Below are 24,462 nucleotides of genomic sequence, written 5' to 3' on the forward strand. Positions count from 1 at the left end.
CGCACCCGATTCCGCTCCCGCCTCCCCGTTGCCACGGGCCCCCGGCTCGCAGATCCACGACCGCCACCCGCTCGCCCTGGCCCTGTTCGGCCTCACCGTGGTCAGCGGTCTGATCGACGCCGTCAGCTACCTCGGCCTCGGCCACGTCTTCACCGCGAACATGACCGGCAACGTCGTCGTCATCGCCTTCGCGCTCGCCGGAGCACCCGGATTCTCCGTCACCGGCTCGCTGACCTCGCTCGCGGCCTTCCTCCTCGGCGCGCTCCTGGCCGGCCGGCTCGCCACCCGGCGGCCCGGACAGCTGCGTACGGCCTTCGGCCTGGAGGCCGCGCTGTACGGGGCGGCCGCCGCCGTCGTCTTCGCGCGGGGCACGGACGGGCCCGCGCAGTACGTCGTGATCGCCCTGCTCGCCCTGGCGATGGGCATCCGCAACGGCACCGTGCGCGGCCTCGGCGTGCCGGACCTCACCACCACCGTGCTCACCCTCACCCTGACCGGCCTGGCCGCCGACTCCCGCCTCGCCGGCGGCGCCGCCACCCGCCAGCGCAGGAAGCTCCTCTCCGTCCTCACCATGCTCGCCGGCGCCGCCCCGGGCGCCGTCCTCGTGCTCCACGGCCAGACCGCCTGGGCCCTCGTCGCCAGCGCCGCCCTCTCCGCCGCCACCCTCCTTCTCCACCGCGACTGACGCTCCCAGGTCACCAGGACAGCAGCCGCTCCAGGCCCCGGGAATCCCGACCGCGACGTCGACCGGCCCCCACGGGCACCGGCTAGCGTGACCCGGGTCACAGGAACCGGCACCCCTTCGCGGACAAGGCATGAGGTGAACCATCCACACTCCCGGCTGCGGGCCGGGGATCCCGAAGCGTTCCGCGATCTCTTCCGGAACCACTCCTCCCTGGTGTACCGCCACGCCGTGCGCGTGACCGGGGACTGGGCGCTGGCCGAGGACGTGGTCTCGCTGACCTTCCTGGAAGCCTGGCGGCTGCGCGGGAAACTGCGCGACGAGGGCGACGGCCCGAGGCCCTGGCTGATGGGCATCGCCGTCAACGTGCTGCGCAACACCACGCGGGCCGCCCGCCGCCACGGTGTGGCGATCGCCCGGATGCCGGCGGTCGACCCGGTCCCCGACTTCGCCGACGAACTCGTCGGCCGGATGTCCGACGCCGAGGAACTCGCGGCCGCCCGCAAGGCCCTGGGGCGCCTGCGGCGTTCGGAACGCGAGGTCTTCGCGCTCTGCGTCTGGTCCGGCCTCGGCTACGCGGAGGCGGCGGCCACCCTCGGCGTGCCCGTCGGCACCGTGCGCTCGCGCCTCTCCCGGGCCCGCACCCGACTGCGCAAACTCGCGGCGGAGGAACTGCGCGCCGCGAAGAAGAGTACGGAACCCCTCCCGACCCCCGGACAACCACTGGGCAGCCGCGGCACCGCGGCCCGGCCGCACAAGGAGACGCACCGATGATCCGCAACCCGTGGCGGCGCACCGAACCGCTCGACCACGCGGAGCTGGCCCGTCTGCTCCCGGCGCCGGCCGATCCCCGCCTGGCGCCCGAACGCCGGGACCTGCTCGAGGAGTTCCTGATGAACGAGATCCACCAGTCCGAACCCGCTTCCGCCCCCACACGCCGCCCGCTGCGCCGCACCGCGCTGATCGCGGCGCCCGTCGCCGCGGCCGCCGTCCTGGCGGTGGTCGTCTCCCTGGGCAGCCCGGCCGACACCGTCACGGTGGCCGCCCCGCAGCTGGTCAAGGCGCCCGTGGTGCGGATCGAGGAGGGCAGCACCGTCCAACTCGCCTCGACCGTCCGCGAGATCGCCGCCGCGGCCGCCGCGACGGCGCGCACCACGCCCCAGCCCGGACCGGGCCAGTACATCTACATCAAGAGCCGGGTCTCGTTCATGGCCACCCGCCAGAACGCGGACACCGGGGAGTCGGTCACCTGGGTGCAGCCGCTGCACGACCGCGAGGTGTGGAAGTCCCCGGACGGCACCAAGGGCTGGCTGGACGAGCCGGGCTACCAGGACAAGGGCGGCATCACGCTCGACAACGCCTCGCCGCGCAAGGAGTCGACCTACCAGTGGCTCGCCGCGCAGCCCGCGGACGCCGACGCGCTGCTGAAGTCCGTCTACGCGAGGGTGAGCGGCGACCGGGACCACGACCAGCAGGCGTTCAACGAGATCGGCTCCCTCATCCGCGAGCAGCTCGTCCCCTCGGCCCTCGCCGCCTCGCTCTACGAGGCCGTCGGGAAGATCCCCGGCGTCGTCGTGGTCGAGCACGCCCAGGACGCCTCCGACCGCGACGGCATCGCCCTGGCGCGCCTGGACCCCCGCACCGGCGAGCGATCGGAGTGGATCTTCGACCGGGAGAGCCACCAGTACCTCGGCAGCCGCGGCGTCCAGGTCCGCGAGGTCAACGGCATCAAGCCCGGCACCGTCGTGGAACGCACCACCATCCTCACCCGCGCCGTCGTCGACACCAAGCACCAGCGCCCCACCCCCGGCCGGCCCACCACCTGACGGGTCCTGAGCCGGCGGGTGGTCGCCCGCCGGCTCAGGGGGTTGGTCAGCGGAGGCCGGCGAAGAGGTCGGTTTCGGGGAGGGGGGCGCCGGTGGTGTCGTGGACGCGGAGGAAGGTCTCGACGCCCATGAGGTCGGTGAACTTCTCCTTGCCCATCTTGAGGAAGAAGATGTTCTCGCCCTGGCTGGCGTGGGCGGCCAGGGCGTCGAACTTCTGGCCGCCGAAGGCGGTGGCGTCCACCCAGGTGGTGATCTCCTCGTCGGGGAGGCCGATCTCGGGCATCTCGGAGGCCTCCGGGTCCGGCTCCTCCCAGTCGGCGCCGAGCTCGCGGAGGACCTCGCCGAAGCGGGCCATCATCGTGCGCGGGGCCGTCGTCCAGTAGACCTTGGGCGCGGTGCCGGCCAGCTCCAGGGCGCGCGTGGTGATGCGGTTGGCCTGGATGTGGTCGGGGTGGCCGTAGAAGCCGTTCTCGTCGTAGGTCACGACCACGTCGGGCCGGTACTGCCGCATCAGCTCGGCGAGGCGGGCGGCCGCCTCGTCCACCGGGGTCTTCCAGAACGAGCCGGGCGCGTCGTTGGCGGCCCAGCCCATCATCCCGGAGTCCCCGTAGTCGAGCATCTCCAGGTGGCTGACCTTGAGGATCTCGCAGCTGGCTTCGAGTTCCTGACGGCGCATCGCGGCGACGGCGGCCGGGTCGTGGCCCTCCTCGCCGGGCTTGGCGCCGCCCGGGCCGTCTCCGCAGGCGCCGTCGGTACAGGTGACGAGCACCGTCCGGATGCCCTCGGCCGCGTAGCGGGCGAGCACACCGCCCGTGCCGGTGGCCTCGTCGTCGGGGTGCGCGTGCACGGCCATCAGGGTCAAGGGCCGGTCGGTCATGGGGCTCATCCTTCGGTCTGCCGAGTGTTCGGCCCCAGTGTGCGGCACGGGGCCGACAGGGCCGGCAGAGCACGGGTCGTCGTGCATCTGATCGACTGTTGGGAACGACGGCGCCGCCGCCCCCTATTCCGGGCCGGCGGGGTGAGAAGGTGACGGGGTGACGGCGTCGACGCGGTTGGGGGTGCCCGGTGGCCGCGGGAGGAGGACGCGCCAACGCCCGCCTCGTGGTCGTCACCGCCCGCCCCGTGCCGGGCAGCAAGGCCGCCGCCCGCGTGTGGCGGGCCTCCGACCTGCTTACCATCTGTGCCGGCACCACCGTGCTCGCGGACGGTGCCTACCTCAACGCCGGCCTGGTCGTCCCCCATCGCCGACGGGCCGGCCGCCCCCTGCTACGGGCCCAGGAGGAGGGCAATGCCGAACACCGACGCGTGCGCGCCCGCGTCGAGCACACCTTCGCCCGCATGAAGAACTACAAGATCCTCCGCGACTGCCGGCAGAAGGGCGACGGCCTGCACCGCGTGGTGCAGGCCGTCGCCCACATGCACAACCTCGCCCGGAGTGCATAAACCAGCAGGCCAGAGCACACACAGACCTGCCCACACCCAGACTTCTGCAACAAGCTTTAGGGGCCTGGTGGTCGGCGGGAAGGCCATTGATGTGACGCGACCGGATGCGTTCCAACCTTTGGCTGGCCGTGCCCGGCCGCGTCGGCCGATAGAGTCACTTCGCGGGTGTCGTGTCGCGGTCAGTCGCTTAGATCTGACCAGATGTTGAGGCTGCCGTCCTCGACAACCCACTTGTGGTAGCCGAGCTGGGAGCCGATCTCCTCAAGTCGTTTCAGCCGGGATGGTCCAATGGGTACGAAGTACACCTTCATGGCCCGCAAGAGGAGCCGGAATCCCAGGTCTGGGCCAAACGTTGTCACCGCTGTTTTCAGCGTCGACACCAGCAGGGGGAGCGGTGGCACATAGATGCTGGTGGCGGCTTTATCGGCCATTACTGGTCCGATACCGCGGAGTTCCGCCAGGACATCCTCCAGTAGCTCCGGGTGGCTCGCCGGGGCCGGGTCGGCGGGTTCGAACGACGAGTCCGTCAGTCGAATGAAAGAGGCGCAGGTGTCTGTGATCTGCTCCAGCCAAGTGCGGATGTTGACTCCGGCACTCATTGGATCGAAGCGAGCCTCGGTGGTCACTAGCCATATCGTGGAAAGCATTTCGTCTGACAGCGGGGACCGTGTCAGGCGAAGGGCGTCCTCTATCACTTCGAGTGCGTACGCCCGCCCTTTCTCCTCCAGTATCATTTCGACGAAGGAGAGGAGGCCGGCTGCATCTCTGGGCGCGGACCGGAACTGGAGATACTTGGTCAGTCCGCTGAACCCGAAGTCCTCGTCGAAATCGGCTCTCGGTTTCATGTGCGCGGCTCCATTACTTCGGGTAGGCGGTAAAGACGACGAATTTCTCGGGGTGGTAGCGATCGAACCTTAGCGTGACTACCACAGTGTTCCCGGTCGCAATTCCGGTCAGGGGATTTTGAGCGTTGGGATCGGCATTCTTGGTATAAGCCGTACCCAGTGACCCTTCGTCCCTGACGGTCCAGGTGAACGAGAAAGCGTCGCGTTCTGCGATGAAGGAGGTGTCAGTCTTGGGCCGACTTTGTTGTTTCTGGATCCAGCGGCCGAGTTTCTTTGCGTTATCTTTGGTGTTGTACCACTGGTCGTATGCCTTCTGAACGGCTCGGACGGCCGTGTCCCTGTCGTTCCACACACTCGCCACGCCGTCCTTGTCGACCTTCTTCACCAGTTTGGTGCCGGAGATGTCGACGTGCTGGTCGAGAGTGTGGGCCCCTGAGAGGCCTTCGTCGGCCACGATGTTGCGGCAGTTGTGAACGAGCAGGCCCTTGCCGCGATCGCCGCTGGCGCGCACGTGGAATGTGTGAAGGCCTCCGACAGTGAGGTCGTAGACCGGCTGCGCCGGCAGGCCGCTGCGGTCCCGGAGGGTGATGACTGCCTGTGGGGAGCCGTCCGCGGTGCGGAGGTCATCGCCCGTCTGCAGCTCGGAGGCGACGACCCAGCCCTTGGTATCGACATAGAAGCGGTGACCCGCAGTAGTGGAAAGGGTGCTGCCGTCGGCGAGGTCGACGTCCACTAGTCGTTCGGTGTCGTGGGCGAAGGTAGCGGTGACCAGCTGAGGCCCGGTCTGCGCGGTCGCAGGGTCGGCCGCCAGGACCTGGTCGCCGGTGCGGACCTCACTTATCGCCCGGTAGGAGCCGTCTGCGAGTAGCACCTGGGTGGCGGCCGGGAAGCTGTTGATCGGGCAGGCCGTCCGCGCGCCTTGGGCGAGATCGGCCTCGATCTCCATCTGCTCCAGCAGGGTGTGGTCAATGTTGGGGTTATTGCGCAGGGCTGCGAGCGCCTCCTCGGTCCCACGGCCCTCCGTGAGAGTGAGGCGGAACTTGGTGACGGCGTCGGCGATGTTGTCGAGCTTCGCCTTCACGGCCTGGCTGTAGCCGTCGAGAGAGACCTGGAGTGCGAGCTTGGCGTCCTCGATGCCGACGCCGGCCAGGATGGCGAAGCGGTAGGCGGTGATGCTCTTGGCCGCAGTGATCAGAGTCTTGTACGGGATGAAGTTCGATCCCGCCCAGCCGCAGGGGGCGTTGAAACCGGGATTGTCGAAACACTTGACGAAGTCGTCGGTCAGTGCTTTGAGAACCAGCTTGGAGCCATCCATTGAGATGCAGTTGGCCGGCCCGTCGGTCGAGCAGTACAGCTTGTAGTGGTTCTGGTACTCGACATACGACATCTCGATTTCGGTGTCTTCGACGTGTTCGACCTGCTTGCTGTCGAGGACGACGGTCTCCAGGTCACCGTACTTGAGCTTGCACGCCTCGAGATTGAGCCCCGGTTCCGGGCAGGTCCTCATGACTAGGTCGACTGTGCCCTTGGTCTTCACCGTGACCTTGACGTTGCAGACATTGACCCCGGCGGCGTTCTTGTGCCAGGTCTTCCTATTCCACTTGTAAAGAATATCGGGAAAGCCCCCCGCGTCGTCCTCGATACACTTGGTCATGTCCTGCTTGATGATTTCGGGGGTGACTCCATCGCGGATCTGTTGCTCGAGGGCGGATTGCTGGTTGGACTCGCTGTCGGTCGAGTTCGTGTCTTTCAGGAGTTGGCTGATCAGGGTCTCGGCCTGTTGCTTCACCCAGACCGCGTACTTCGCATCGGCCGCGGCCCGGTCGGCCTCGTCGCGGCTGCGGCCGGCGGCGGCGGCTTCGGCGAGGGCCTGGTTGTAGGCGGCCTTGGCGGTGGCGGCGTACTGGCGGGCGCGCTTGGCGTAGCCGGCGGCTGCGGCGGCGGAGGCGTTGGCGCTGGCGGCGGCCGCGTTGGCGGAGGCGGCGTTGGTGAGGGCCTGCTTGGCGTAGTCGGCGGCCTGGGTAGCGGAGCCCTGGGCCTGGTTCGCCGAGGCGGCGGCCTTGGCGGACCAGCCTGCGGCCTGGGTGGCGGAGGTCTGGGCCTGGGCCGCGTAGCCGGCGGCTTCGGCGGCGGCGCCGCGGGCGGTGGCGTAGGACTGGCCGGCCTCGGCGGCGTACTGGCGGGCCAGCGCCGCGGAGCCGTCGATGTCGGCGAGGTAGGCGTTGACGGTGGCCACGTGCATTGCAGTGAACGCGTCGCGCTGGCGGGCCGAGTACTGGCCCGACTGCAGGAACGGTTCGAGGCGTGCGGCGGGCCCGGACAGGACCGCCTGGGCGGCGGCCTTGACCTCGGGGGTGGCGTTGGTGAGGGCCTGGGTGACCAGGACGCGGTTGTCGTCCTCGCGTGCCCGGTACTGACCGGTGGTCAGGAACTCGCGGACGTCGGCGATGGTGCCGTCCAAGGCCTTGCCGGCGGCCGCCTTCACCCCGGGGCCGCCCGCCGCCATGATCTGCGACAGCTGGACCCGGTCGTCGTCGTCCTTGCCCTGGTACTGGCCGGTGGCCAGGAAGGCCGCGACCTGGTCGGGGCTGCCGACGGCGGCGGCTTCCGCGGCCTCGCGCTGCGCCAGCTTGGTTGGGCCCATGGCGATGGCCATGACGCTGGTGCGGTTGTCGCGGTCACGGGCCTCGGCGAGGCCCGTGCTCAGGAAGGTGAGGACGGCGTCGTCCGCGCCTTCAAGTGCGGCCTCCGACGCGGCGACGGCCCACGGTCCGCCGGTGTCCAGCAGGCGCAGGGCGGCCTGACGGCCCTTGAGCACGGCCGTCTTGGGCTCGACGCCGGTGGCTGTCGCCTCGGTGAGCAGCTGCTCGGTCCCGGCGGCGTATCGGGCGGCCTTGCCGGCTTCCCAGGCTGCGGTGCGAGTCTTGACGATGTCCTCGCGGGTGGCGTCCTCGGCGGCCGCCATCTCGGCCGCCTGCTGGGCGTCGAGGCGCTCCTGGTCGGAGGCGCGGGCGACGTCGGCGACCTTGTGGGCCTGGGTGGCGGTGTTCCCGGCCGCGTCGGCTGCCGCGGCTGCGGCGTTGGCAGCGGCTTGGGCCGCGTCCGCAGATCCGGCGGAGCTGCCGGCGTGGCGGGCGGCCTCCTCGGCCGCGGCGGCGGCGGCCTCGGCGTGCCCGGCGGCGGCGTTCGCGGCTTGCTGGGCGGCCTTGGCAGCAGCCGATGCCTCGGCAGCGATCTTCACCGTCGCGTTCGCGGCGCGCGTGGCTTCGGCGGCCGCGGCCCGGGCGCGAGCGGCGGCCTGGCGGGCACGCTCGGCGGAGGACGAGGCCACCCCCGAAGCGCCGGCGGCGTTCGCGGTAGCGGTTGCCGCGGCGGCGGCGTTGCCGCCCGCCGAAGCGGCGGACAGGGCCGCGTCCTTCGCTTCGTCGGAGGCCTTGCGGGCCCAGCCGCTGGCGTCGGCGGATGAACGGGCGTCAACCGCCGCCTGCCGGGCGGCGCCGGCGGCCTGGTTGGCGGCCTCGGCCTGGGTGGCGTCGTTGCCGGCGGCGTTGGCGGCGCTCAGCGCGCGCGCCGCGGCCTTGCCAGCGCGGATCGAGGCGGAGGCGGCGTTCGCGGCGGCGTTGGCGGCCTGCCGGGCCGCCTCGTTCGCGGCCTTCGCCGCAGCAGAGGCCGTCTGAGCGGCGTCGGCGGCCCGGGAGACGGCATCGGCCGCACGCTCCGCCGCACTCGATGCCCGGCCGGCCTCGCCCTGCGCGGCCTGCGTCTCGGCGGCGGCCCGTTCGGAGGCCTCCTTGGCCCGGCGGGACGCGTCGACTGCCCTGGCCGCGGCCTCCTTGGCATCCTTGGCCTGCTCGCCGGCCTGGGCGGAGGCGTTCTTGGTGAGGTCGGCGAGCTGGGCGACCGTCAGCGTTTCCTGGTCATGGGCGGCTGCGGTCTGATAGCCGTACTTCAGGAAGAGCTGGACCTCGTCCATACCGCCGCTGTTCAGGGCGGCGCCGGCGGCCTTCTTCACCTCGGGCCCGCCGGAGGCCATCAGCTGGGAGAGGTGGACGCGGTCGTCGTCGTCGCGGGCCTTGTACTGGCCCACGTTGAGGAAGGCAGTCACCTCCTCCAGCGAACCGTCCATGGCCTTCTGCGCCCCGGCCTTGACGCCGGGGCCACCGGTCACCATGAGCTGGGAGAGTCGGACGCGCTGGTCGTCCTCGTAGTTCTTCTGCAGGCCCTTGTCGAGGAAGGCCTGGAGATCGGCGGCCGAGCCGGCCAGTGCGGCGGTCGCGGCCGCGCGGACGCCGGGCCCGGAGGAGCCGATCAGCGACTCGATCTGGGCGCGCAGGTCTTGGTCCGCCGCAGCGGCCTGGCCGGTCGCCAGGAATGCCTTCAAGTCGCTGTCCGAGCCGGTCAGCGCGGCCTCGACGGCCCGGCGCATGGCTGGGCCGCCTGCCTTCCACGCCGCCACGGCCTTCATCCGGTCGGAGACCGGTCCAGTCGCCGGCGGCACGTCGGCCGCCACCGCCGGCATCGTCAGCAGGCCGCCCAGCAGGCCGCCTATGACGATCCCGGTTGCGACTCGCAGCCGTTTGGGCCGCGGTGTCACCTTTGTCCTCATCGAAATCCGCATTCCCGTTTCTCTTCGGGCACGTCGTGCCCATCGGTCAGCTGTGGTGAAGTGGTCTGGAGGTGGGCGGCCCGTCGAAGGGCCGCCCACGGTGGATCAGTTGAGGGTGGCGGCGGTGATGCCCTTAGCGCCGGCGGCGCCACCGGGGATCTCGAACCAGTTGTCGGACCAGGTCTGGGTGTTGTAGTCGGCGTCGATGCCGTAGACCTTGTTGTCCTCGTTGATGGCGAAGACGTGGACGACGTTGCCGACCGTGGTGCTGGTGATGGCCTTGAGGTGGTTGTCCTTGATCTTGTTCCACTTGCCGCTCCAGTCGCCGCCCGCGTAGTCGCCGGTGGTGCTGTAGAGGGAGCCGTCGGAGCCGATGATCATCAGGTCGACGGTGTTGCCGCGCGCGGTGGCGGTGATGCCCTTGACGCCGACGGCGGTGCCCGGCGGAACCTCCTGCCACTTGCTCCAGCCGCCACCGACCTTCCCGTCGCGGGTGTAGACCCGGTGGTCCTCGTTGATGGCATAGGCGTAGACGGTGTCACCGATGGTCACGCTGTCGATCGCGAGCAGGTTGCTGTCGTCTATGGGCGCCCAGCCGGCGCTCCACTGGCCGGCGGCGTAGTCGGCGGTCTTGCCCCACGTCGACCCGTCGGAGCCGACGATCTGGAGGTGGGTGCCCGGCTGGACCTCGGCGGTGCCCACGCGCAGGGTCTTGACCCAGGCGCCGAGGCCGTCCGCACGGCTGTTGACCGCGCCGGTGCGGGTCTCGGTGCTGCCGAGGCAGCCGCCCTGCCAGGAGCGGGAGGCGACGCCGACGATCTCGGTGGCACCGTTGGCGGTCCGCAGCAGCGGGGCTCCGGCATCGCCGGCGCAGATCGCGGCGGAGCCGGTGGCGGGGGCGGACTCGAAGCCGGTGGCGGTGACGGTGCCGACGGTGTGGGTCGTGGTGTGCAATGAGGTGGGGAGCCACTTGGTGGCGGAACGTCCATTGCCCGGGACGCGAAGGTTCTCACCGGTTACAGGGGCGGCGGAGGCGACCGGGACCGGCGTGACGCCGTCGATGGCGGTGGCGAGCTGGACCATGGCGACGTCGCGGCCGGCGTCCCGCTCGACCTTGGTGACGCCGACGGTCCGGCCGTCGATCGTCGCGGTCCTGGCGGCGTCGTCGTCGGCGACGCAGGTGGCCGAAGTGAGCACCCAGCGGCGATCGACGAGGGTGGCGGTGCAGGACTTCGCGTCGGCGCTGTACCCGGGCTGACCGACGGTCACGGTGCCGACCGCCCGGTTGTCGGTGGTGTGCTGCGGGCCGACGGGGCCACCGACGGCGTTGAGTTCGAGCAGCGTCGTCCAGACGCCACTGCTGCCCTCGCCGATCGGGGTCCAGTTGTTCTTGTCGAGCTGGAACTCGGTGGTGTTGCCCGAGGTGTTGATCTTGGCCTTGACGGTGTGGTCGTCGCCCTTGATGTTGAAGATCTGTGGGATCTCGAGGGCGAGGTAGCCCGTCGGCCCAGTGATCTCGAAGCAGACGAGGCTGGGGTTGGCCGCCCGGCTGTACAGCTTCACCAGATTCGAGCCCGACGCGCAGTCGGCGAGCTGGATGTGACCGTCGCCCGCCTTGAGTGTGATGTTCCGGTCCGCGAGGATCTTCGCTGCGCCTGGGTGGACGAAGTCCTCCACCGCCACCGGCGGCGGAGCCGTCTCGGCAGCGGAGGCGGCCGGGACGGCTCCGGCTATCACGGGGATGGCCAAAGCTGCGCAAAGGGGCCAGGAAACCCCTCGAACAATACGCACAAAGACTCCGAAGGAGAGCATGCCCGGGGGCGCCAGAGTCCCCACTGGGCTGGTGACAGAAATAGATCGACTCGGAAGCTATCTGTTGTAATGCCTGAACGTCAAAGGCTTTGGCAGTCCTGGGGTCTGATGATCGGAAATCGGACATTTTGACGGAGTTCCGGGTAGGCGCCTGGGATGCGCAGCCCGTTCGAGCAGGTGGCTTGATCGACGGATGGGGAAACGGTCTCGGCCCGGTTGATGGCGCATGGATCAGCGAAGTTCGCTGGCTAACGGCACGAAGGGGTCGGAATCGAGGGTGGTGCGCTGTGAGGGAGGTCGTGGGTGCGAAGTGGGATGACGTCGACCCGAGGCTCGCAGGGCGTTGCTGGGGCTCGGGGCCTGAAGGGCGGCGACGGTCCCTCTTGCTCGGGAATTCTGGGTCGGATCGCTTCGGCAGGCAAGTGGGAGGCCCGTTGCAAGAACTGACGATCTTTCGTAACTTCCTCCCACGGGAAGGTCGAGGGAGGGCTTGCGGCGGCGCAACCGGAGGATTGGGGAGGAACTACTTCCTCCAATTAGGCATCGTTCGGATTCGTGCCCTCGGAATGATCGGTGTTCGCAGTCCCCAGCCAGCTACGGATCGGATGCCCGCCAGAGAATGGTGGCCCTCCTCGGCGGGTGGTTGTCGGTGGGAGGCGTTAGCATCCGAGCCGGTGTGACCGGTGCTGACGAGACGGCAAGGAGGGGACGTCTGTGGGCTTCCCGACGAGTGACATGCTTGCGGCGGCGACGAACTTCTTTGGGCATCAGGCGCTCGGTGGGAGGTTCCGTGAGCGGCATCCTGATCTTGCTGGGCGCCTTTGGGTGTCGGACTTGGATCCGTTGCATCTGTCGGTGCCACTGAGCGGCGGGCGTTCGGTGGTCTTGGCCCAGTTGCGTTTCACCAAGCCGTACGACCGTGTCCCGGTCTGGGCGGTCGCGGGGCCGAGGGCCTCCGAGCCGCCTCGCATCTGGTGGGGTACGACGGGCGCCGATGTCCTGGTGGATGCTCTCCATGCCAGGGTCGTCGCCGAGCTCGAAGGCAGCGAGGAGCGGAGTCCCTGGCGGTGGGACGAGCCGGTGACCGGTGAGGTGGTCGAGCTCGCGGACGATCTGGCGGCGCGCGGAGTGGACGTCGTCATGGCCGTGGCGCAGAACAGGTGTCGCGCGGTGGAAGCCGACCGGGGTGTGAAGGCCGAGTACTTCGGGCGCGATCGGGGGGACTTTCTGGTCGTCCGAGGGGCGGGTTGTCTGATCACGGTGTCCCGCAAGCCGTTGTCCGGGTGGAGCGCCGATGTCCGGACCGGTCAGGGCGAGCCCTGGCGGCGGCTCGACCTGGGTGGCCTCCTTCTCGGCGAGCCCTCCGTCGTCCCGGGGGTGGCGTCCGACCGCGTCGACCGGTCGAGGCTTGCGGGACTGGTCGCGGGCCTGGCCCGCTTTTCCCGTGTCCCCACCGTGGACGACCGGTTGGCGGGCCGGGCCGCCCTGCCGGCGCAGCGGTCGCAGGTGGATGGCCGGCCGGAGCGCTCGGTTCTGGTCGGTGGTGCCGCGCACGAGCTGGCTCGGATGGGGTTCGTGGACGTCGTGCCGGACAGTGCGGGCGACCGACTCGTATCGGAGACCTTCCACATCGAGTGGTGGAAGAAGACGAGGAGCGTGGGGCAGGGAGACCTGGAGCGATTGTTCGGCGTCGCGGCTGTGGACGGCCGACGGCTGTTGGTCGTGACGGAGAGCTCTGCCACGCGCCCGGCTCGCGACTTCGCGGATCGCGCGAAGGCCTTCGTCTTCGCGGTCGACCCTGCCGGCCACGGCCTCCATGCCTGCAACGACCTGGCCGGCGAGGTCGCCCTCGACAGGTCCGCCTGGAAACCGGCCCGCGGTCTGTTGGATGGCGAGCTCGACTGAGGGAGGGGGAGGCTACGACTGCTTGACGGAACCTACCCCTGCCGTCAGTCGCGCTCCGCACAGTGGACGAAGCACGATGCATACGCCACGGGGGAGTGCACACCTCTGACGCAGGCCGAGCGACCGTATCCGGTTTCCGAAATCCTGGCCGCCGTACGGGCGGAGGCCCGGGCGGAACGTCGTGACGACGCCACGGATGCGGAGAAGGCGGCGCTGGCGGACGGGCAGCTGGTGTCCGCGTCGGAGGGTCGATACGAGTACCTCTTCGCCTGCCGTAGGTGGCCTGGGTCATTCGATGGCAGCTCCGTCCTCGTGCGCCCCTCCCAGGCACACGGTGCCTGGCTCCCCGGTGAGGCATTCCCGATGCCGGAGGAGAAGGTCAGACTCGTGGTGGCCGAGCAGATCGTCGTCGCCGATGTCGAGCACCTGCGCAAGAACCTCGGCCCGCGTGGCGAAGCCCGGGTCATGCTCGACCACCTGGGGAGCCACGCACAGGTGGTCTCGGCCGACCGGCTGATTCCGACGCGCGAAGCGGCACAGCTGCCGGTCCTGTCCTAGGAGGAGCTGGCGCGCCCGGCCTTCTTCCCCGCCGACGAGGTGCCGAAGGCCGTGGAGTGGGACATCGTCCGGGCCACGACCAGCATCGAGGTCTACTGCGCCTTCCTCGACCCGCAGCCGGTGCGCCGCTGGTCGGCGCTGCTGGGCGCCCGGGTCTTCGAGGGCGTGCGGGTTGTCGTCCACACCCGGTCTCCCGAGGAGCAGCGCGAGGCCGCCGGGGCAGCCCGTCAGCAGCAACAGATCGAGGCCCTCAGGGCGGTCGGTTGCCAGGTGGGCTTCCGCGAGCGGATGCGCGAGAAGGTGCTCATCCTCGACAGCACCGTGCTGTGGCACGGTTCGCTCAATCTGCTGGCGAGCAGCGGGCCGACCGATCTGATGATGCGTTTCACCGACCCGGCGTCCTGCGAACGCGTGAGCCGGGTGATCGACCGGGCCCGCAAGGAGCGGAGCGCGTGGAACCCGTGCACGGCCAAGGGCGGTGACGCGGGTACGGGACCGGCTGCGTCCGCGTTGATGGGTCCCGGTACGACCGGCACGGCGGGGATCCGCCCTGGGGATGTCGTCGATGGACGCCTTTGTCTCGACGTCTCGTACGGGGAGAAGAACGAGGCCGAAGCGCTTCTCAAAGCCCAGTGGGACAAGTCGAATCGGCTGTGGTACGTCGTTCTGCTCGGGTGACACGGGAACAGGTCGCGCGCTGGCTCCCGTGACGACAGGGGCCGGTGCGCTAGGAGCCGGGGCAGGGGGTTCACCGCACCGTGGGCTTCCGCTCCTGGGGTGCGCGCGCCGGCGCCTGGCTGATGGTCGGGGTGCCGGGTGGAGGCGGCCGGTCGGAGCAGTGGGGTGGGCGCGGGGGCGTCGGGTCTGCCGAGACTGGGCGCAGGAACGGGCGGCCGGGTGTGGTGGGCCGCCTCGGATGAACCCAGGAAAGGCGTGCACCGTGCAGGAGATGGATCATGGGCGGGTTCCGGGGGCCGGTGGCGGCTCACCCCGCCGGGCGGGGAGGAGGAGGTTGACCGGCGCCGCGACCGTGCTGGCCGTCGGCTGGAGCACGCTGTGCGGGGCGCCGCCGGCATCGGCGGCTCCGGCCGAGCCCGAGCCCGGGCGGGTCAGGGCGGTCGGCGGGTCCCAGCTCATCACCGAGGCGGATTCGTCCGTCTTCACGATCCCGGCGGGGGTGACGACCCTGACGATCTCGGCCTGGGGGCCGGGCGGGCCCGGCGGTGGAGGCGGGGGTGGCGGTGGTGGGGGTGGGGGCGGCGGCGGGGAGCGCGCCGGCGGTGACACAGGTGGGAACAGCGGTGCGGGCGGCGGCGGGGGAGGTGGCGGGGGAGGCGGCCAGGGCGGCCAGGCCGGAACCCTGGTCACCTGCACGATGAACCTCGACGACCTGGGCATCGGCCCGGTCGAGAGTCTGTTCGTCAGCGTCGGGGGCCCGGCGGGTGAGACGGCCGGTGGGTCGGGTGGAGCGGGCGGGTCGGGCGGTGCCGGGCACAACGTCGACGGGGCGAGCGGCGGCAACGGCGGCAGCGGTGCGGAGGCCGTCGAAGTCCTGCCCCGGAACAACACCCTCATCATGGCGAGTTCGCGGTTCGTCCTGGCACTGCCCGTCCTGCAGGCGCCCGCCGGCAGCGGCGGGCGCGCGGGCGGACACGGGTACCGGGGGACCTACGGCGACGGTGCCGGAGGGTTCCTCGAAGGCTTCGCCAAGCGTGGACGCGGTGGCGGCGCGGGCAGCGGCGGCTCCGGCTCGGCGCCGATTCTCAGCGGCATCGACGGGCCCTACTGCGAGGGGCAGGAGGTCCGGGCCGTCCCCGGGCCGGTCGGTGACGGCGGCCGCACGGGGACCCCCGGGCAGGACGGCGAGAACGGCGAGGGTGTCCTCCCCGGCGGCCAGGGCGGGACCGGTGGCGACGGTGGGAACAGCGGCTCGTCCGGACGGGGCGGTGCCGGGGCGGTGGCCACCGCCTCCGGGGGCTACGCGTTCGGTGCCGGGGGCACGGGCGGCTCCGGCGGGGACGGGCGCCCGGGCGGCCGGGGCGGTGACGGTGGGACACCCGGCATCGACGGCGGCAGCCCCGGGAGCGGCAGCCCCGGGCAGTCCGGTGACGGCGGGACGGGCGGGGCGGCCGGCACGAGCGGGGCGGTGCTCATCCAATGGTGAGCGGACCTCAGGGAGCCGGGTCGTCCGCGTGGCGACGGGGGCGGCGGGCGGCGACGATGACGGACATGCGCAGCTTTCGGGGTCGAACGGTTCCCTTGAGTCAGGGGATCGCCGGGGTCGTGGCCGCCGTGACCGCCACGGCCGTGCTGCCGTGCGGCCCGGCCCTGGCGGCCGCGCCCGGTGCTCCCCCCGTGGCCGTCCAGGGCGAGCAGGGCTTCGGGCCGGGCACGGCCACGTTCGTGGTCCCGGACGGGGTCACCCGGATCACCGTGCACGTCTGGGGGCGCGGTGGTGGCGGGGCCGGGGGCGGCGCCGGTGGTGGGGGCGGCGGCGGAGGGGGTGGGGGGAGCTTCCCGATCCTGGTGTCCAACCCCGTCCAGGGCGGTGGCGGCGGAGGGGGCGCGGGCGGCGGGGGCGGGGGTGGTGGCGGCGGGGGCGGCAGCGGCGGCTACTCGGAGTGCACGCTGACCGTGACGCCGGGCCAGGAGTTCTACGTCGCCGTCGTCGGCACCAGCAACTCGCCCGACGGCGGTGCCGGTGGGGCGGGCGGTGGCGGCGGTGCGGCCGGCACCCTCCTGGTCAGTGGCCGGGCCGGCGGCGGCGGTGCGGGCGGCGGCGCCGGAGAGACCGTCGCCGACAACCCGGACACCTATGTGCGCGGGACCCGGACCCTGATCGCCGGGAAGGCCGGCCGCAACGGCGGCGGCGGTGGCTCGGGCCCCGGCGGCGGTGGCGGGCAGGGCGGGGAGAACGGCAAGATCGGCGCTTCGGGCGGTGCCGGGGGCTCCGGCGGCAGGTCCGGCGGCCCGAGCGCGGGGGGCGGCGGCGGCGCCCCGGCGCCCACCGGCAACCCGAGGTTCTGTCCGGGCACGGGCACCTTCCTGACCGGCAATCCCGGGAGCACCGGTATGCCCGGCACCGCGGGCGCCGACGGGGTCACCGGCGGCCAGGGCGTCGCGGGTCGCTTCGGCCGGGGTGAGCGCGGTGGTGCGGGCGGTACCGGCGGGACGGGCTCCGCCGGGGCCCTGCCGCCGGTGGTCGCCGTCACCCCGCCCGCCGGGACCGGGGTCGGCGGCAGCGGTGGGAACGGTGCCGCCGGTGACGCGGGCGGACGGGGCGGGGACGGCGGCGGCCCGTCCCCCGCCCCGGACCCGAAGTCGGGCAGCACCGGGACCGCCGGCCACGGCGGCGGGCCGGGCACCGCGGGCGGGCCCGGCTATGTGCTGATCCGCTGGTAGCGGTTGGCGGTAGGAGTCAGCGGCCGGAGGCGAGGACGGAGTCGGCCGGGGCTTCGGTCGCGGTCGACCCCGTCTGCGTGCGCCAGCGGAGGACGAGGGCGCGGGAGGCGAGGTAGACGAGGAGGCCGTCGAAGGAGTGCCAGAGGAAGTGGGTGCCGAGGGGGAAGGAGCCGCAGACGGACTCGTCGGCGGTGCGGGCGACGAGGGCGACGGTGAAGGCGGCGGTGGCCCAGGCGAAGGTGGGCGCGTGGACGCGGAGCGTGGGGTCGGGGGAACGGAACAGGACCGCCGTCAGGCCGACCAGGAGGAGGAAGACGGGGACGTAGGTGCCGGAGCGGTTGGGGATGTAGGGGCCGGCGAGGGCGATGAAGGCGGCCAGGAAGGCGATGAAGCCGGCGACGGCGAGCAGGCAGCGGGCCCGGCTCAGGCCGAAGAACCACTGCAGGAAGACCGCCAGGTACCAGAAGACGAAGAACGCGATCGGGGCGACGTCGAGGACCTGGGCCCAGATGGTGCCGATGGTGTGGAAGGCGAAGCTGCCCAGGCAGATGGCCAGCATCAGCGGGACGGTGAAGGAGACACCGAGGGGGATCCGGCGGCCGGGGTCGCGGCGTTCGGGGGCGAGCATCCGCCAGATCGCCCAGGCGGCGACGGCGAAGGAGAGGTTGCTGAACGCGTTGACGGGCTCGGCCCAGAAGGCGGCGGAGGCGCGTTCGCAGTAGAGGTCGACGTGCTGGAACAGGTTCATCGTCCGCTTTTCGTGGGGTGGGGGGCGACTACAGGGGCGACGGGGGCGACGGGGGAGGCGGGGGAAGCCGGGGAGACCGGGGCGGCGGCGGGGGACGGGAGGGCGTCCAGCAGGGGGCCGGCCATGGCCGTGGTCACCAGGGCCATGATCACCATCATCGAGTAGACGGTGCCGTCGATCAGATGGAGTTCCAGGCCGACCGAGAGGATGACGATCTCGGTGAGCCCCCGGACGTTCATCAGCACCGCGACCGGCAGCGCGTCCGCGCGCGGCAGCCCGCCCAGGCGCGCTCCGCCGTACACGCCGACGGCCTTGCCGAGGACGGCGACCGCGAGCAGCGCGAGGAGCGTCAGCACGGCGGTGCCGCCGAAGCCGTCCAGCCGCATCTTGGAGCCGGCCACCACGAAGTACAGCGGCAGCAGCAGCGCGCTGGGCTGGCCGGCGGCCCGGATCAGGTGCTCGCGCAGGCCGTCGAGGCCGGCCCGGGGCATGATCGCGCCGAACGCGAAGGCCCCGAAGATGTAGTGGACGCCGAGCCACTCGGTGGCGGCGCAGGAGAGCAGCAGTCCGGCGGTGAGCAGCGGGAAGAGCGCCGCGGGCGGGGTCGCGCCGCTGCCGTGCGGGCGCAGCAGGCGCCGCAGCGCGGGGCGGACGACGAGCAGCAGGAACAGCGCGTACACCGGGAGCAGGCTCACCCGCCACTGTTCGGCCGTGCCGCAGAACGCCGCCACGCCCGCCAGCGCGACCCAGGCCACCAGGTCGCCGAGCGCGGCCGCGGCGAGCGCGACGCCGCCGATCGGGGTGCTGTTCAGGCCCCGGTCGGCGAGCACCCGGGCCAGCACCGGGAAGGCGGTGACGGACATCGCGATGCCCAGGAAGAGCACGAAGCCGGTGGTGGAGCCCGGGGCGTACCGGTCGGCGAGCAGCAGCGCGGTGCCGCAGCCGGCCAGCAGCGGCACCAGGACCGAGCCGCCCGCGACGCCGAGGGCGGTGCGGGTGCGGCCGCGCAGCAGGGTGTGGTCCAGCTCGTAGCCCACGATGAACATGAACAGGGCCAGGCCCACCGAGGCCAGGGCCGACAGCAGTGGAGCGACGTCCTTGGGCAGCAGCACCTCGCGGACGGCGTCCGGGAGCACCAGCGGGCCGCAGAGGACGCCCGCGACGATCTCGCCGACCACGGCCGGCTGGCGCACCCGCCGGGCGAGCGCGCCCAGCAGCTTGGCCACGCCGAGCAGCACGGCCACGCTGAAGAGGAAGTGGACGGTGGTCTGACTGGTCATCGGGTCACCACCGGGGAGGAGGAGGGCGACGGGGACGGAACCGGGGCAGGCGCGGGTCGGACGATCAGGGCGGCGGCGACGGCGCCGAGCAGCAGGAACCCGACGGGCAGGTGGAGCGACTCGGTGAGGGCGTCGCTCAGCGCCGGCAGCTCCGCCGCGGGAACGCTCGTCGCGGCGTCGGCGGCCGGCAGGTGGTGCGCGGTCAGCCGGGACGCCAGCAGGGTGCCGATGGCGGCGCTGCCGAGCACGGAACCGACCTGCCGCAGCGCGTTGTAGACCCCCGCGCCCGCGCCGGCCCGGTCCGGCGGCAGGTCGAGGGTGGCGGCCACCGCCAGCGAGGGCCAGATGCAGGCATTGGCGATCCCGGCCAGGGCGGCGCCCGCCAGCAGCAGGCCGATCGGCGTGTCGGGCGTCAGGAACACCGAGAACCCGGCGAGCGTGCCGGCGAACAGCACCAGGCCGACCAGCGGGACCACCCGCGGGTGCAGCCGGTCGCCGATCAGGCCGACCACCGGGACGAACAGGATGGCCAGCAGCGCCATCGGCGCCAGCACCAGCCCGGCCCCGGCGCCCGACAGGCCGCGCACCGCCTCCAGTTGCAGGTACAGCGGCACCAGCAGGGCGGTGACCGCCGCCGCGGCGAGGGCGACCGCCACGGCGGCCGCGGTGAAGGTCCGGCCGCGCAGGATGCCCAGCGGCAGCAGCGGGTCGGCCGTCGAGCCGGGCCGGTCGCGGCGCGCCTGGTGGGCGGCGAACAGCGCCAGCACCGCGAGCCCGGCGGCGAGCGAGCCCAGCGTCCAGCCGTTCCAGCCGCGGCCGCCGCCCTCCTGGAGGCCGACCACCAGCAGCAGCATGCCGACGCTGCTCAGCAGCATCCCGGGGACGTCGAACCCGCGGGCGCGGGTGGGCAGTTCGGGGACGTAGCGGAGCGCCAGCAGGAACCCGGCCAGCCCGACCGGCAGGTTGAGGTAGAAGATCCACTCCCAGCCGGCCCGGTCCACCAGCACCCCGCCGAGCAGCGGCCCGACCAGGTTGGCGAGCCCGGCGACCGCGCCCCACGCGCTCATCGCGGCGCTGCGCCGCTCCGGCGGGAACAGCCGGGTGATCACGGCCATCGCCTGCGGGGCCACCAGGGCGGCGCCGACGCCCTGCACGGCGCGGGCGGCGATCAGCGCCCCGACGGTGGGGGCCAGCCCGCACCCCAGCGAGGCGGCGCCGAAGACCAGCAGCCCGGCCAGGTAGACCCGCCGGGGGCCGAACCGGTCGCCGAGCCGGCCGGCGGGCAGCAGCAGCGCGGCGAAGGTCAGCAGGTAGGAACTGGTCGCCCAGACCAGGGAGGTGACGTCGGCGTGCAGGCTCGCCATGATCGCCGGGTTGGCGACGGCGATGACGGTCATGTCGAGCACGACCATGAAGGAGCCGACGATCAGCGCCACCAGCGCCGGCCACGGACGGGGTTGAGCGGCCACGGGACGGGGTCCTTAGAGAGAATGAGGGAGAAGGGGAGGACGGCGGGTGCGTCAGAGCGCGCGGCCGACGATCCGCTTGAGCCAGAAGGGGACGACGCCGAGCCCGCGGACCCGGCCCGTCAGCGCCTCCGGCGGCGAGGTGCGCAGGTGGTGGTCGAGGACGGGGCCGAACACGTACTGCCACTGCGGCCAGCGCCGGTCCAGCCGGCCGAGCTGGGCGCCGATGTCGATCGCCATCACGTGCACCGTCTCGCCGCTGTACTGGTGGGCCTTGGCGAGCGGCAGCCGCTCCCCGCCGAGCCGCCGGTAGACCGGCACCAGCTTGTCGATGGCGTCCAGCACCAGGTAGCGGCAGTCGAGGTTGAAGGCGAGCCGGGCGATCTCGCGGAACAGTGCGACGACCACCCCCGCGCCCCGGTGCTCCGGGTCGACCGCCAGCCGGGAGACCTCGACGAACCCGCCGCGCCAGATGTGCACCGGCAGGCCCGCCGTCCCGGCCTCGATCTCGCTCAGCGAGCGGTCGCCGCCGTTCACCACGACCCGGCCCGCGCCCACCGCCTTGTCGCCCAGCAGGCAGACGAAGTTGACCGAGTGCGGGTCGAGCCGGTCGGCCACCTCCCGGCTGTCGTCGACCCCGGCGAGGCGGCCGAAGTGCCGGTTGCCGGCCAGCCGGACGTCCAGCGCCCGGCGGTAGCCGGCCTCGTCCGCGACCGTCCGGACCGACAGGTACCGGGTCATCCGGGCGGGCCGGACGCCGGCCGACCGCAGGGCGTCGAAGCCGAAGCCCGGGACGGTCCCGGCGAGGACCACCGCACCGGCGCGCACCGACCGCCGGTCGACGGTGCGGAAGGCGAACCGCACCCCGGTCGCGTCCTCCCGGCAGGCGGTCAGCTGGGCGGTGAGCCGCCAGCGGCCCAGCCACGGCAGCCACGAGTCGATCGTGACGGTCATCCCGGGGGCCAGGCAGCGGCCCGGGTCCTCGGTGCTGAACTCGCCCCCGTACGGGGAGAGCCGGGTGACCGCGATGCGCTGCGGGCGGCCGAACAGCACGCCGCAGTCGAGGCGCGCCGCGACCGGCTCCGGCAGCGGGTGCGTGCGCTCCTCGCCGCGGGCGAGCGGGAACCGCACCTCGATCCGCCCGCGCCGGTGGTCGATCCGGTAGTCCGTGCTGAACAGCGGGACCAGCCGGCCCCGGCGCAGCCGCCCGGCGTCGGCCCGGAAGGCCAGCGCGAGCCGGCCGTCCGGACGGAGGTCGGCCAGGCCGCCGCCCGGCCCGTCGGCGGTGGCGGCGCCGGAGAGCACGAGCGAGCCGTCCGGCCGGCGCTCGTCGAGCACGGTCGCCACCCGCCGCCGGCCCGTCCAGACCAGCACCTGCGGCCGGTGCAGCTCGGACTTCCAGTAGCGGAACGTGGTGTCGGCGTCGATGCCGGTGTCGCGGTACCTGCTGCCGAGCGGTTCGGCAGGAACGAGTTCCATCGTGGCTCCCCCTCGTGAGTTCCCCTCCGGGCCTGGTGGGGCCGCCGGGCCGGCCCCACCAGGCGTCAAACGGCTGTCGGCGCGCTCACCCCGCCGCGAGCCCGTTGCCCGGGCCGTCGCCGAGCCCGTCGTGCAGGAGGGCCCAGCCCTCGTCCCAGTCGCCCAGGCCGGAGGAGGCGTTGATGTGCCCGCTGCGCCCGACGTTCACCAGCCGCGCGCCCAGCCGCTCCGCCGTCGCCGTGGCGTGCTCCAGCGAGCCGTACGGGTCGTCCTCGCTGGCGACCACGGTCGCCGGGAAGGGCAGCCGCCGCCGGTACGCGGCGCCGTCGAAGCCCTCGGCCTCGGCCGGGAAGGACTCCCCGGCGACGTCCGGGACGGCGACCAGGAACGCCCCGGCCACCTCCCCGGCCAGGCCGCCCGCCACGCCGCCCGCCGCGTCGCCGAGCGCGTGCGCCCACTCGGCGAGCAGCGTGCAGCCCAGGCTGTGCGCGACGAGGACCTTCGGCCCCGGGACGGAGGCGAGGGTGTCGGCGAGGTCGTCCACCCAGGCGTCCCGGACCGGGCCGTCCCAGGAGTCGTGCTCCACCCACACGCTGCGCCGCGCCTCGCGCTCGTACCAGCGGCGCTGCCAGTGCTCGGGGCCGGAGTTGCCGATCCCCGCCAGGAACACCAGTGTCGGCTGCTCGGTCATGATCAGACCTCGTACTCGACGCCGACGCCGTCGAAGCGCAGCCGGTCCTGGATGACCACGCGCTCGCCGTGCTTGTTGAAGCCGGTCAGCAGCCCGGCCTCCATCAGCCGGATGACGATCTGCGAGCTGAGCTCCTGGCGGCCGGTGTCGCTCAGCTGCCGGACGACCTCCTTGTAGCCGACGTCCTCCTTCAGCAGGCCGGCGAAGATCTCCCGGTGCTCCTCCTCCAGCGGCCACTTGGTCATGTCGAGGCCGTCCTCGTTGGCGAGCACCTGCTTCGGCTCCAGCCGGAAGCCGTGCGGCTCGACCTTGTAGTGCGGCTTCAGCTGCACCTCGGTGCCGTTCCACTGGAGCCGCTTGATGCTGTTGAGGTCCTTGGTGAGCTTGCCGATCCACTGGACGCGGGCGATGTTGAGCTCGTCGTCGGTGAACTCGTCGCTCAGCTCGGGGCGGCGGTGGCGGCCGATGCCGATCATCGTGGAGGCGCGGTCGCGGAAGTCGGCGATCGACCAGTCGTCGCTGTTCCGGTCGGTCTGGACCAGCCGGTCGAACCAGGTCTTGCGGCTGAGCCGCTCGTCGTCGGTCTCGCTGATCCGGCGCTTCACCCAGAACTCGGACTCGGGCTCGGTGAAGGAGGCGAAGGTGTAGAAGGAGGCGAGGAACTCGTGGTACTGCTCGTAGGTCTCCCGGTAGGTGCGGTTGTACCACTGGTGGACGGCCTCGGACTCGTCCTCGTGCGCCGTGATCCGGTCGATCGCGGCGGCCGCCGAGACGGCGGACTGGGTGGCGAGGTGGACGCCCTGGGAGAACAGCGGGTCGGTGAAGCAGGCCGCGTCGCCGCAGAGGAAGAAGCGGTCGCGGGAGAAGAGCTCGGACTCGTAGGACCAGTCGTGGACGATCCGGACCTCGTCGACCATCTCGGCGCCGTCCAGGATCGCGGTGGCCCGCTTCGCCTTGGCGAGGGTCTCGCGGTAGAACCGCTCCGGGCCGAGCTCCTTGACCTCGGCGGCCTTCGAGCGGTCGACGACCAGGCCGACGCTGTAGAGGTCGTCCTTGAGCGGGATCATCCACACCCAGCCGTCCTCGAAGGTGATCGAGTAGGTGGTGCCCTTGAGGTCGCCCTCGAAGGGGTCGGGGCGCTTGAAGTAGGACCAGACGGCGAAGTTCTTGTAGAACTCGTCGTACCGGCGGGTCTTGAGCTGACGGGCCAGCGGGCTGCTCGCGCCGCCGGCGTCGATCACGAAGTCGCTGGTCACGGTGCGCGCCGCGCCGTCCTGCTGGACGGTGAGGGTGACCGTGTCGGTGGCGGAGATGTCCACCTTGGAGACGGGGGTGCCCTCGTGCAGGGCGATACCGCGCTCGCGGACCTCGTCCACCAGCAGCTGGTCGAACTCCTCGCGCTTGACCTGGATGGCGTGGTCGAAGACCCAGGGGGAGGTCCGGGGGGTGCTGAAGGAGAAGGTCCACGGGGCCTGGTCCTGGCCCCAGAGGAAGGTGGCCGAGGGCTTCTTCACGAACCCGGCCGCGTCGATCTTCTCCTGGAGGCCGAGCCGGTTGAGGATCGACAGCGTGCCGGGAAGAAACGATTCGCCGATGCGGTAGCGGGGGAAGTGGTCACGCTCGAAGACCTCGACCTCGTGGCCGAGCTTGTGCAGGGTCAGGGCGGCGACGCAGCCGGCCGGGCCCGCGCCGATGATGGAAACCTTGGAACGCTTCACT

Annotated in this window: 18 protein-coding genes and 1 pseudogene; 9 read left to right on the forward strand and 10 right to left on the reverse strand. The window is 72.1% G+C overall.

Annotated features, from left to right (window positions below; all coding sequences use genetic code 11):
* The first annotated feature begins 52 nt into the window (after positions 1-52).
* The 3 genes from AB0N76_RS21170 (at position 53) to AB0N76_RS21180 (ending at position 2,508) form a co-directional block, all read left to right on the forward strand.
* Positions 53-685, forward strand: coding sequence for a YoaK family protein (locus AB0N76_RS21170; RefSeq protein WP_363559090.1), 633 nt, complete (start codon positions 53-55; stop codon positions 683-685).
* A gap of 135 nt (positions 686-820) precedes the next feature.
* On the forward strand, positions 821-1,456 hold the full coding sequence (locus AB0N76_RS21175; RefSeq protein WP_363559038.1) for an RNA polymerase sigma factor: 636 nt from the start codon (positions 821-823) through the stop codon (positions 1,454-1,456).
* Positions 1,453-2,508 carry a CU044_5270 family protein gene (locus tag AB0N76_RS21180; RefSeq protein ID WP_363559039.1) on the forward strand — a complete coding sequence of 352 codons (1,056 nt, stop codon included), beginning with the start codon at positions 1,453-1,455 and terminating at the stop codon, positions 2,506-2,508. Before AB0N76_RS21175 ends, AB0N76_RS21180 begins: the two co-directional genes overlap by 4 nt.
* A 46-nt stretch (positions 2,509-2,554) precedes the next feature.
* On the opposite strand, the gene AB0N76_RS21185 is transcribed toward AB0N76_RS21180, so the two are convergent.
* Complete coding sequence (locus AB0N76_RS21185; RefSeq protein WP_363559040.1) at positions 2,555-3,385, reverse strand: PIG-L family deacetylase; 831 nt, start codon at positions 3,383-3,385, stop codon at positions 2,555-2,557.
* A 209-nt stretch (positions 3,386-3,594) separates the two neighbouring features.
* On the opposite strand from AB0N76_RS21185, the pseudogene AB0N76_RS21190 reads away from it, so the two are divergent.
* Positions 3,595-3,951, forward strand: a pseudogene (locus AB0N76_RS21190) (transposase family protein); the annotation flags it as partial.
* Positions 3,952-4,130: 179 nt separating this feature from the next.
* On the opposite strand, the gene AB0N76_RS21195 reads toward AB0N76_RS21190, so the two are convergent.
* The 3 genes from AB0N76_RS21195 to AB0N76_RS21205 form a co-directional block, all read right to left on the reverse strand.
* Positions 4,131-4,796, reverse strand: coding sequence for a hypothetical protein (locus tag AB0N76_RS21195; protein WP_363559041.1), 666 nt, complete (start codon positions 4,794-4,796; stop codon positions 4,131-4,133).
* A gap of 13 nt (positions 4,797-4,809) precedes the next feature.
* Positions 4,810-9,414 (reverse strand): polymorphic toxin-type HINT domain-containing protein, encoded by a 4,605-nt coding sequence (locus tag AB0N76_RS21200; protein ID WP_363559042.1) that lies wholly within the window; start codon positions 9,412-9,414, stop codon positions 4,810-4,812.
* Between the two features lie 93 nt (positions 9,415-9,507).
* Entirely contained in the window at positions 9,508-11,151 is a 1,644-nt protein-coding gene (locus AB0N76_RS21205) for a trypsin-like serine protease (protein WP_363559043.1), read from the reverse strand.
* A gap of 777 nt (positions 11,152-11,928) precedes the next feature.
* Between AB0N76_RS21205 and AB0N76_RS21210 the strand changes: the two genes are divergently transcribed.
* The 5 genes from AB0N76_RS21210 to AB0N76_RS21230 all read left to right on the forward strand — a co-directional run bounded on the left by AB0N76_RS21210 (position 11,929) and on the right by AB0N76_RS21230 (position 17,079).
* Positions 11,929-13,119 carry a hypothetical protein gene (locus AB0N76_RS21210; RefSeq protein WP_363559044.1) on the forward strand — a complete coding sequence of 397 codons (1,191 nt, stop codon included), beginning with the start codon at positions 11,929-11,931 and terminating at the stop codon, positions 13,117-13,119.
* A 363-nt stretch (positions 13,120-13,482) separates the two neighbouring features.
* The gene (locus AB0N76_RS21215; protein ID WP_363559045.1) at positions 13,483-13,677 is read left to right on the forward strand and encodes a hypothetical protein; all 195 of its coding nucleotides are present in this window, start codon (positions 13,483-13,485) and stop codon (positions 13,675-13,677) included.
* A gap of 51 nt (positions 13,678-13,728) precedes the next feature.
* A complete protein-coding gene (locus AB0N76_RS21220; RefSeq protein WP_363559046.1) occupies positions 13,729-14,355 on the forward strand; it encodes a DUF5710 domain-containing protein in 627 nt (208 codons plus the stop codon).
* Positions 14,356-14,689: 334 nt separating this feature from the next.
* Positions 14,690-15,841 carry a hypothetical protein gene (locus tag AB0N76_RS21225; RefSeq protein ID WP_363559047.1) on the forward strand — a complete coding sequence of 384 codons (1,152 nt, stop codon included), beginning with the start codon at positions 14,690-14,692 and terminating at the stop codon, positions 15,839-15,841.
* Positions 15,842-15,960: 119 nt separating this feature from the next.
* Positions 15,961-17,079 carry a hypothetical protein gene (locus AB0N76_RS21230; RefSeq protein WP_363559048.1) on the forward strand — a complete coding sequence of 373 codons (1,119 nt, stop codon included), beginning with the start codon at positions 15,961-15,963 and terminating at the stop codon, positions 17,077-17,079.
* Positions 17,080-17,095: 16 nt separating this feature from the next.
* Here AB0N76_RS21230 and AB0N76_RS21235 read toward each other — a convergent pair whose 3' ends face one another.
* The 6 genes from AB0N76_RS21235 to cmlS form a co-directional block, all read right to left on the reverse strand.
* Positions 17,096-17,827 (reverse strand): ceramidase domain-containing protein, encoded by a 732-nt coding sequence (locus tag AB0N76_RS21235; RefSeq protein WP_363559049.1) that lies wholly within the window; start codon positions 17,825-17,827, stop codon positions 17,096-17,098.
* Entirely contained in the window at positions 17,824-19,107 is a 1,284-nt protein-coding gene (locus AB0N76_RS21240; protein ID WP_363559050.1) for a cation:proton antiporter, read from the reverse strand. Before AB0N76_RS21240 ends, AB0N76_RS21235 begins: the two co-directional genes overlap by 4 nt.
* Positions 19,104-20,576, reverse strand: a complete 1,473-nt coding sequence (locus tag AB0N76_RS21245) for a DHA2 family efflux MFS transporter permease subunit (RefSeq protein WP_363559051.1) — start codon at positions 20,574-20,576, stop codon at positions 19,104-19,106. The genes AB0N76_RS21240 and AB0N76_RS21245 overlap by 4 nt, the downstream gene beginning before the upstream one ends.
* A gap of 51 nt (positions 20,577-20,627) precedes the next feature.
* On the reverse strand, positions 20,628-22,052 hold the full coding sequence (locus AB0N76_RS21250) for a GNAT family N-acetyltransferase (RefSeq protein ID WP_363559052.1): 1,425 nt from the start codon (positions 22,050-22,052) through the stop codon (positions 20,628-20,630).
* Positions 22,053-22,137: 85 nt separating this feature from the next.
* A complete protein-coding gene (locus AB0N76_RS21255) occupies positions 22,138-22,743 on the reverse strand; it encodes an alpha/beta hydrolase (protein WP_363559054.1) in 606 nt (201 codons plus the stop codon).
* Positions 22,744-22,745: 2 nt separating this feature from the next.
* Entirely contained in the window at positions 22,746-24,461 is a 1,716-nt protein-coding gene (cmlS, locus tag AB0N76_RS21260; protein ID WP_363559056.1) for a chloramphenicol-biosynthetic FADH2-dependent halogenase CmlS, read from the reverse strand.
* Between the last annotated feature and the right edge of the window lies 1 nt (position 24,462).

Origin of the sequence: Kitasatospora sp. NPDC093806, from assembly GCF_040683335.1 — a bacterium.
Classification (GTDB): Bacteria; Actinomycetota; Actinomycetes; order Streptomycetales; family Streptomycetaceae; genus Kitasatospora.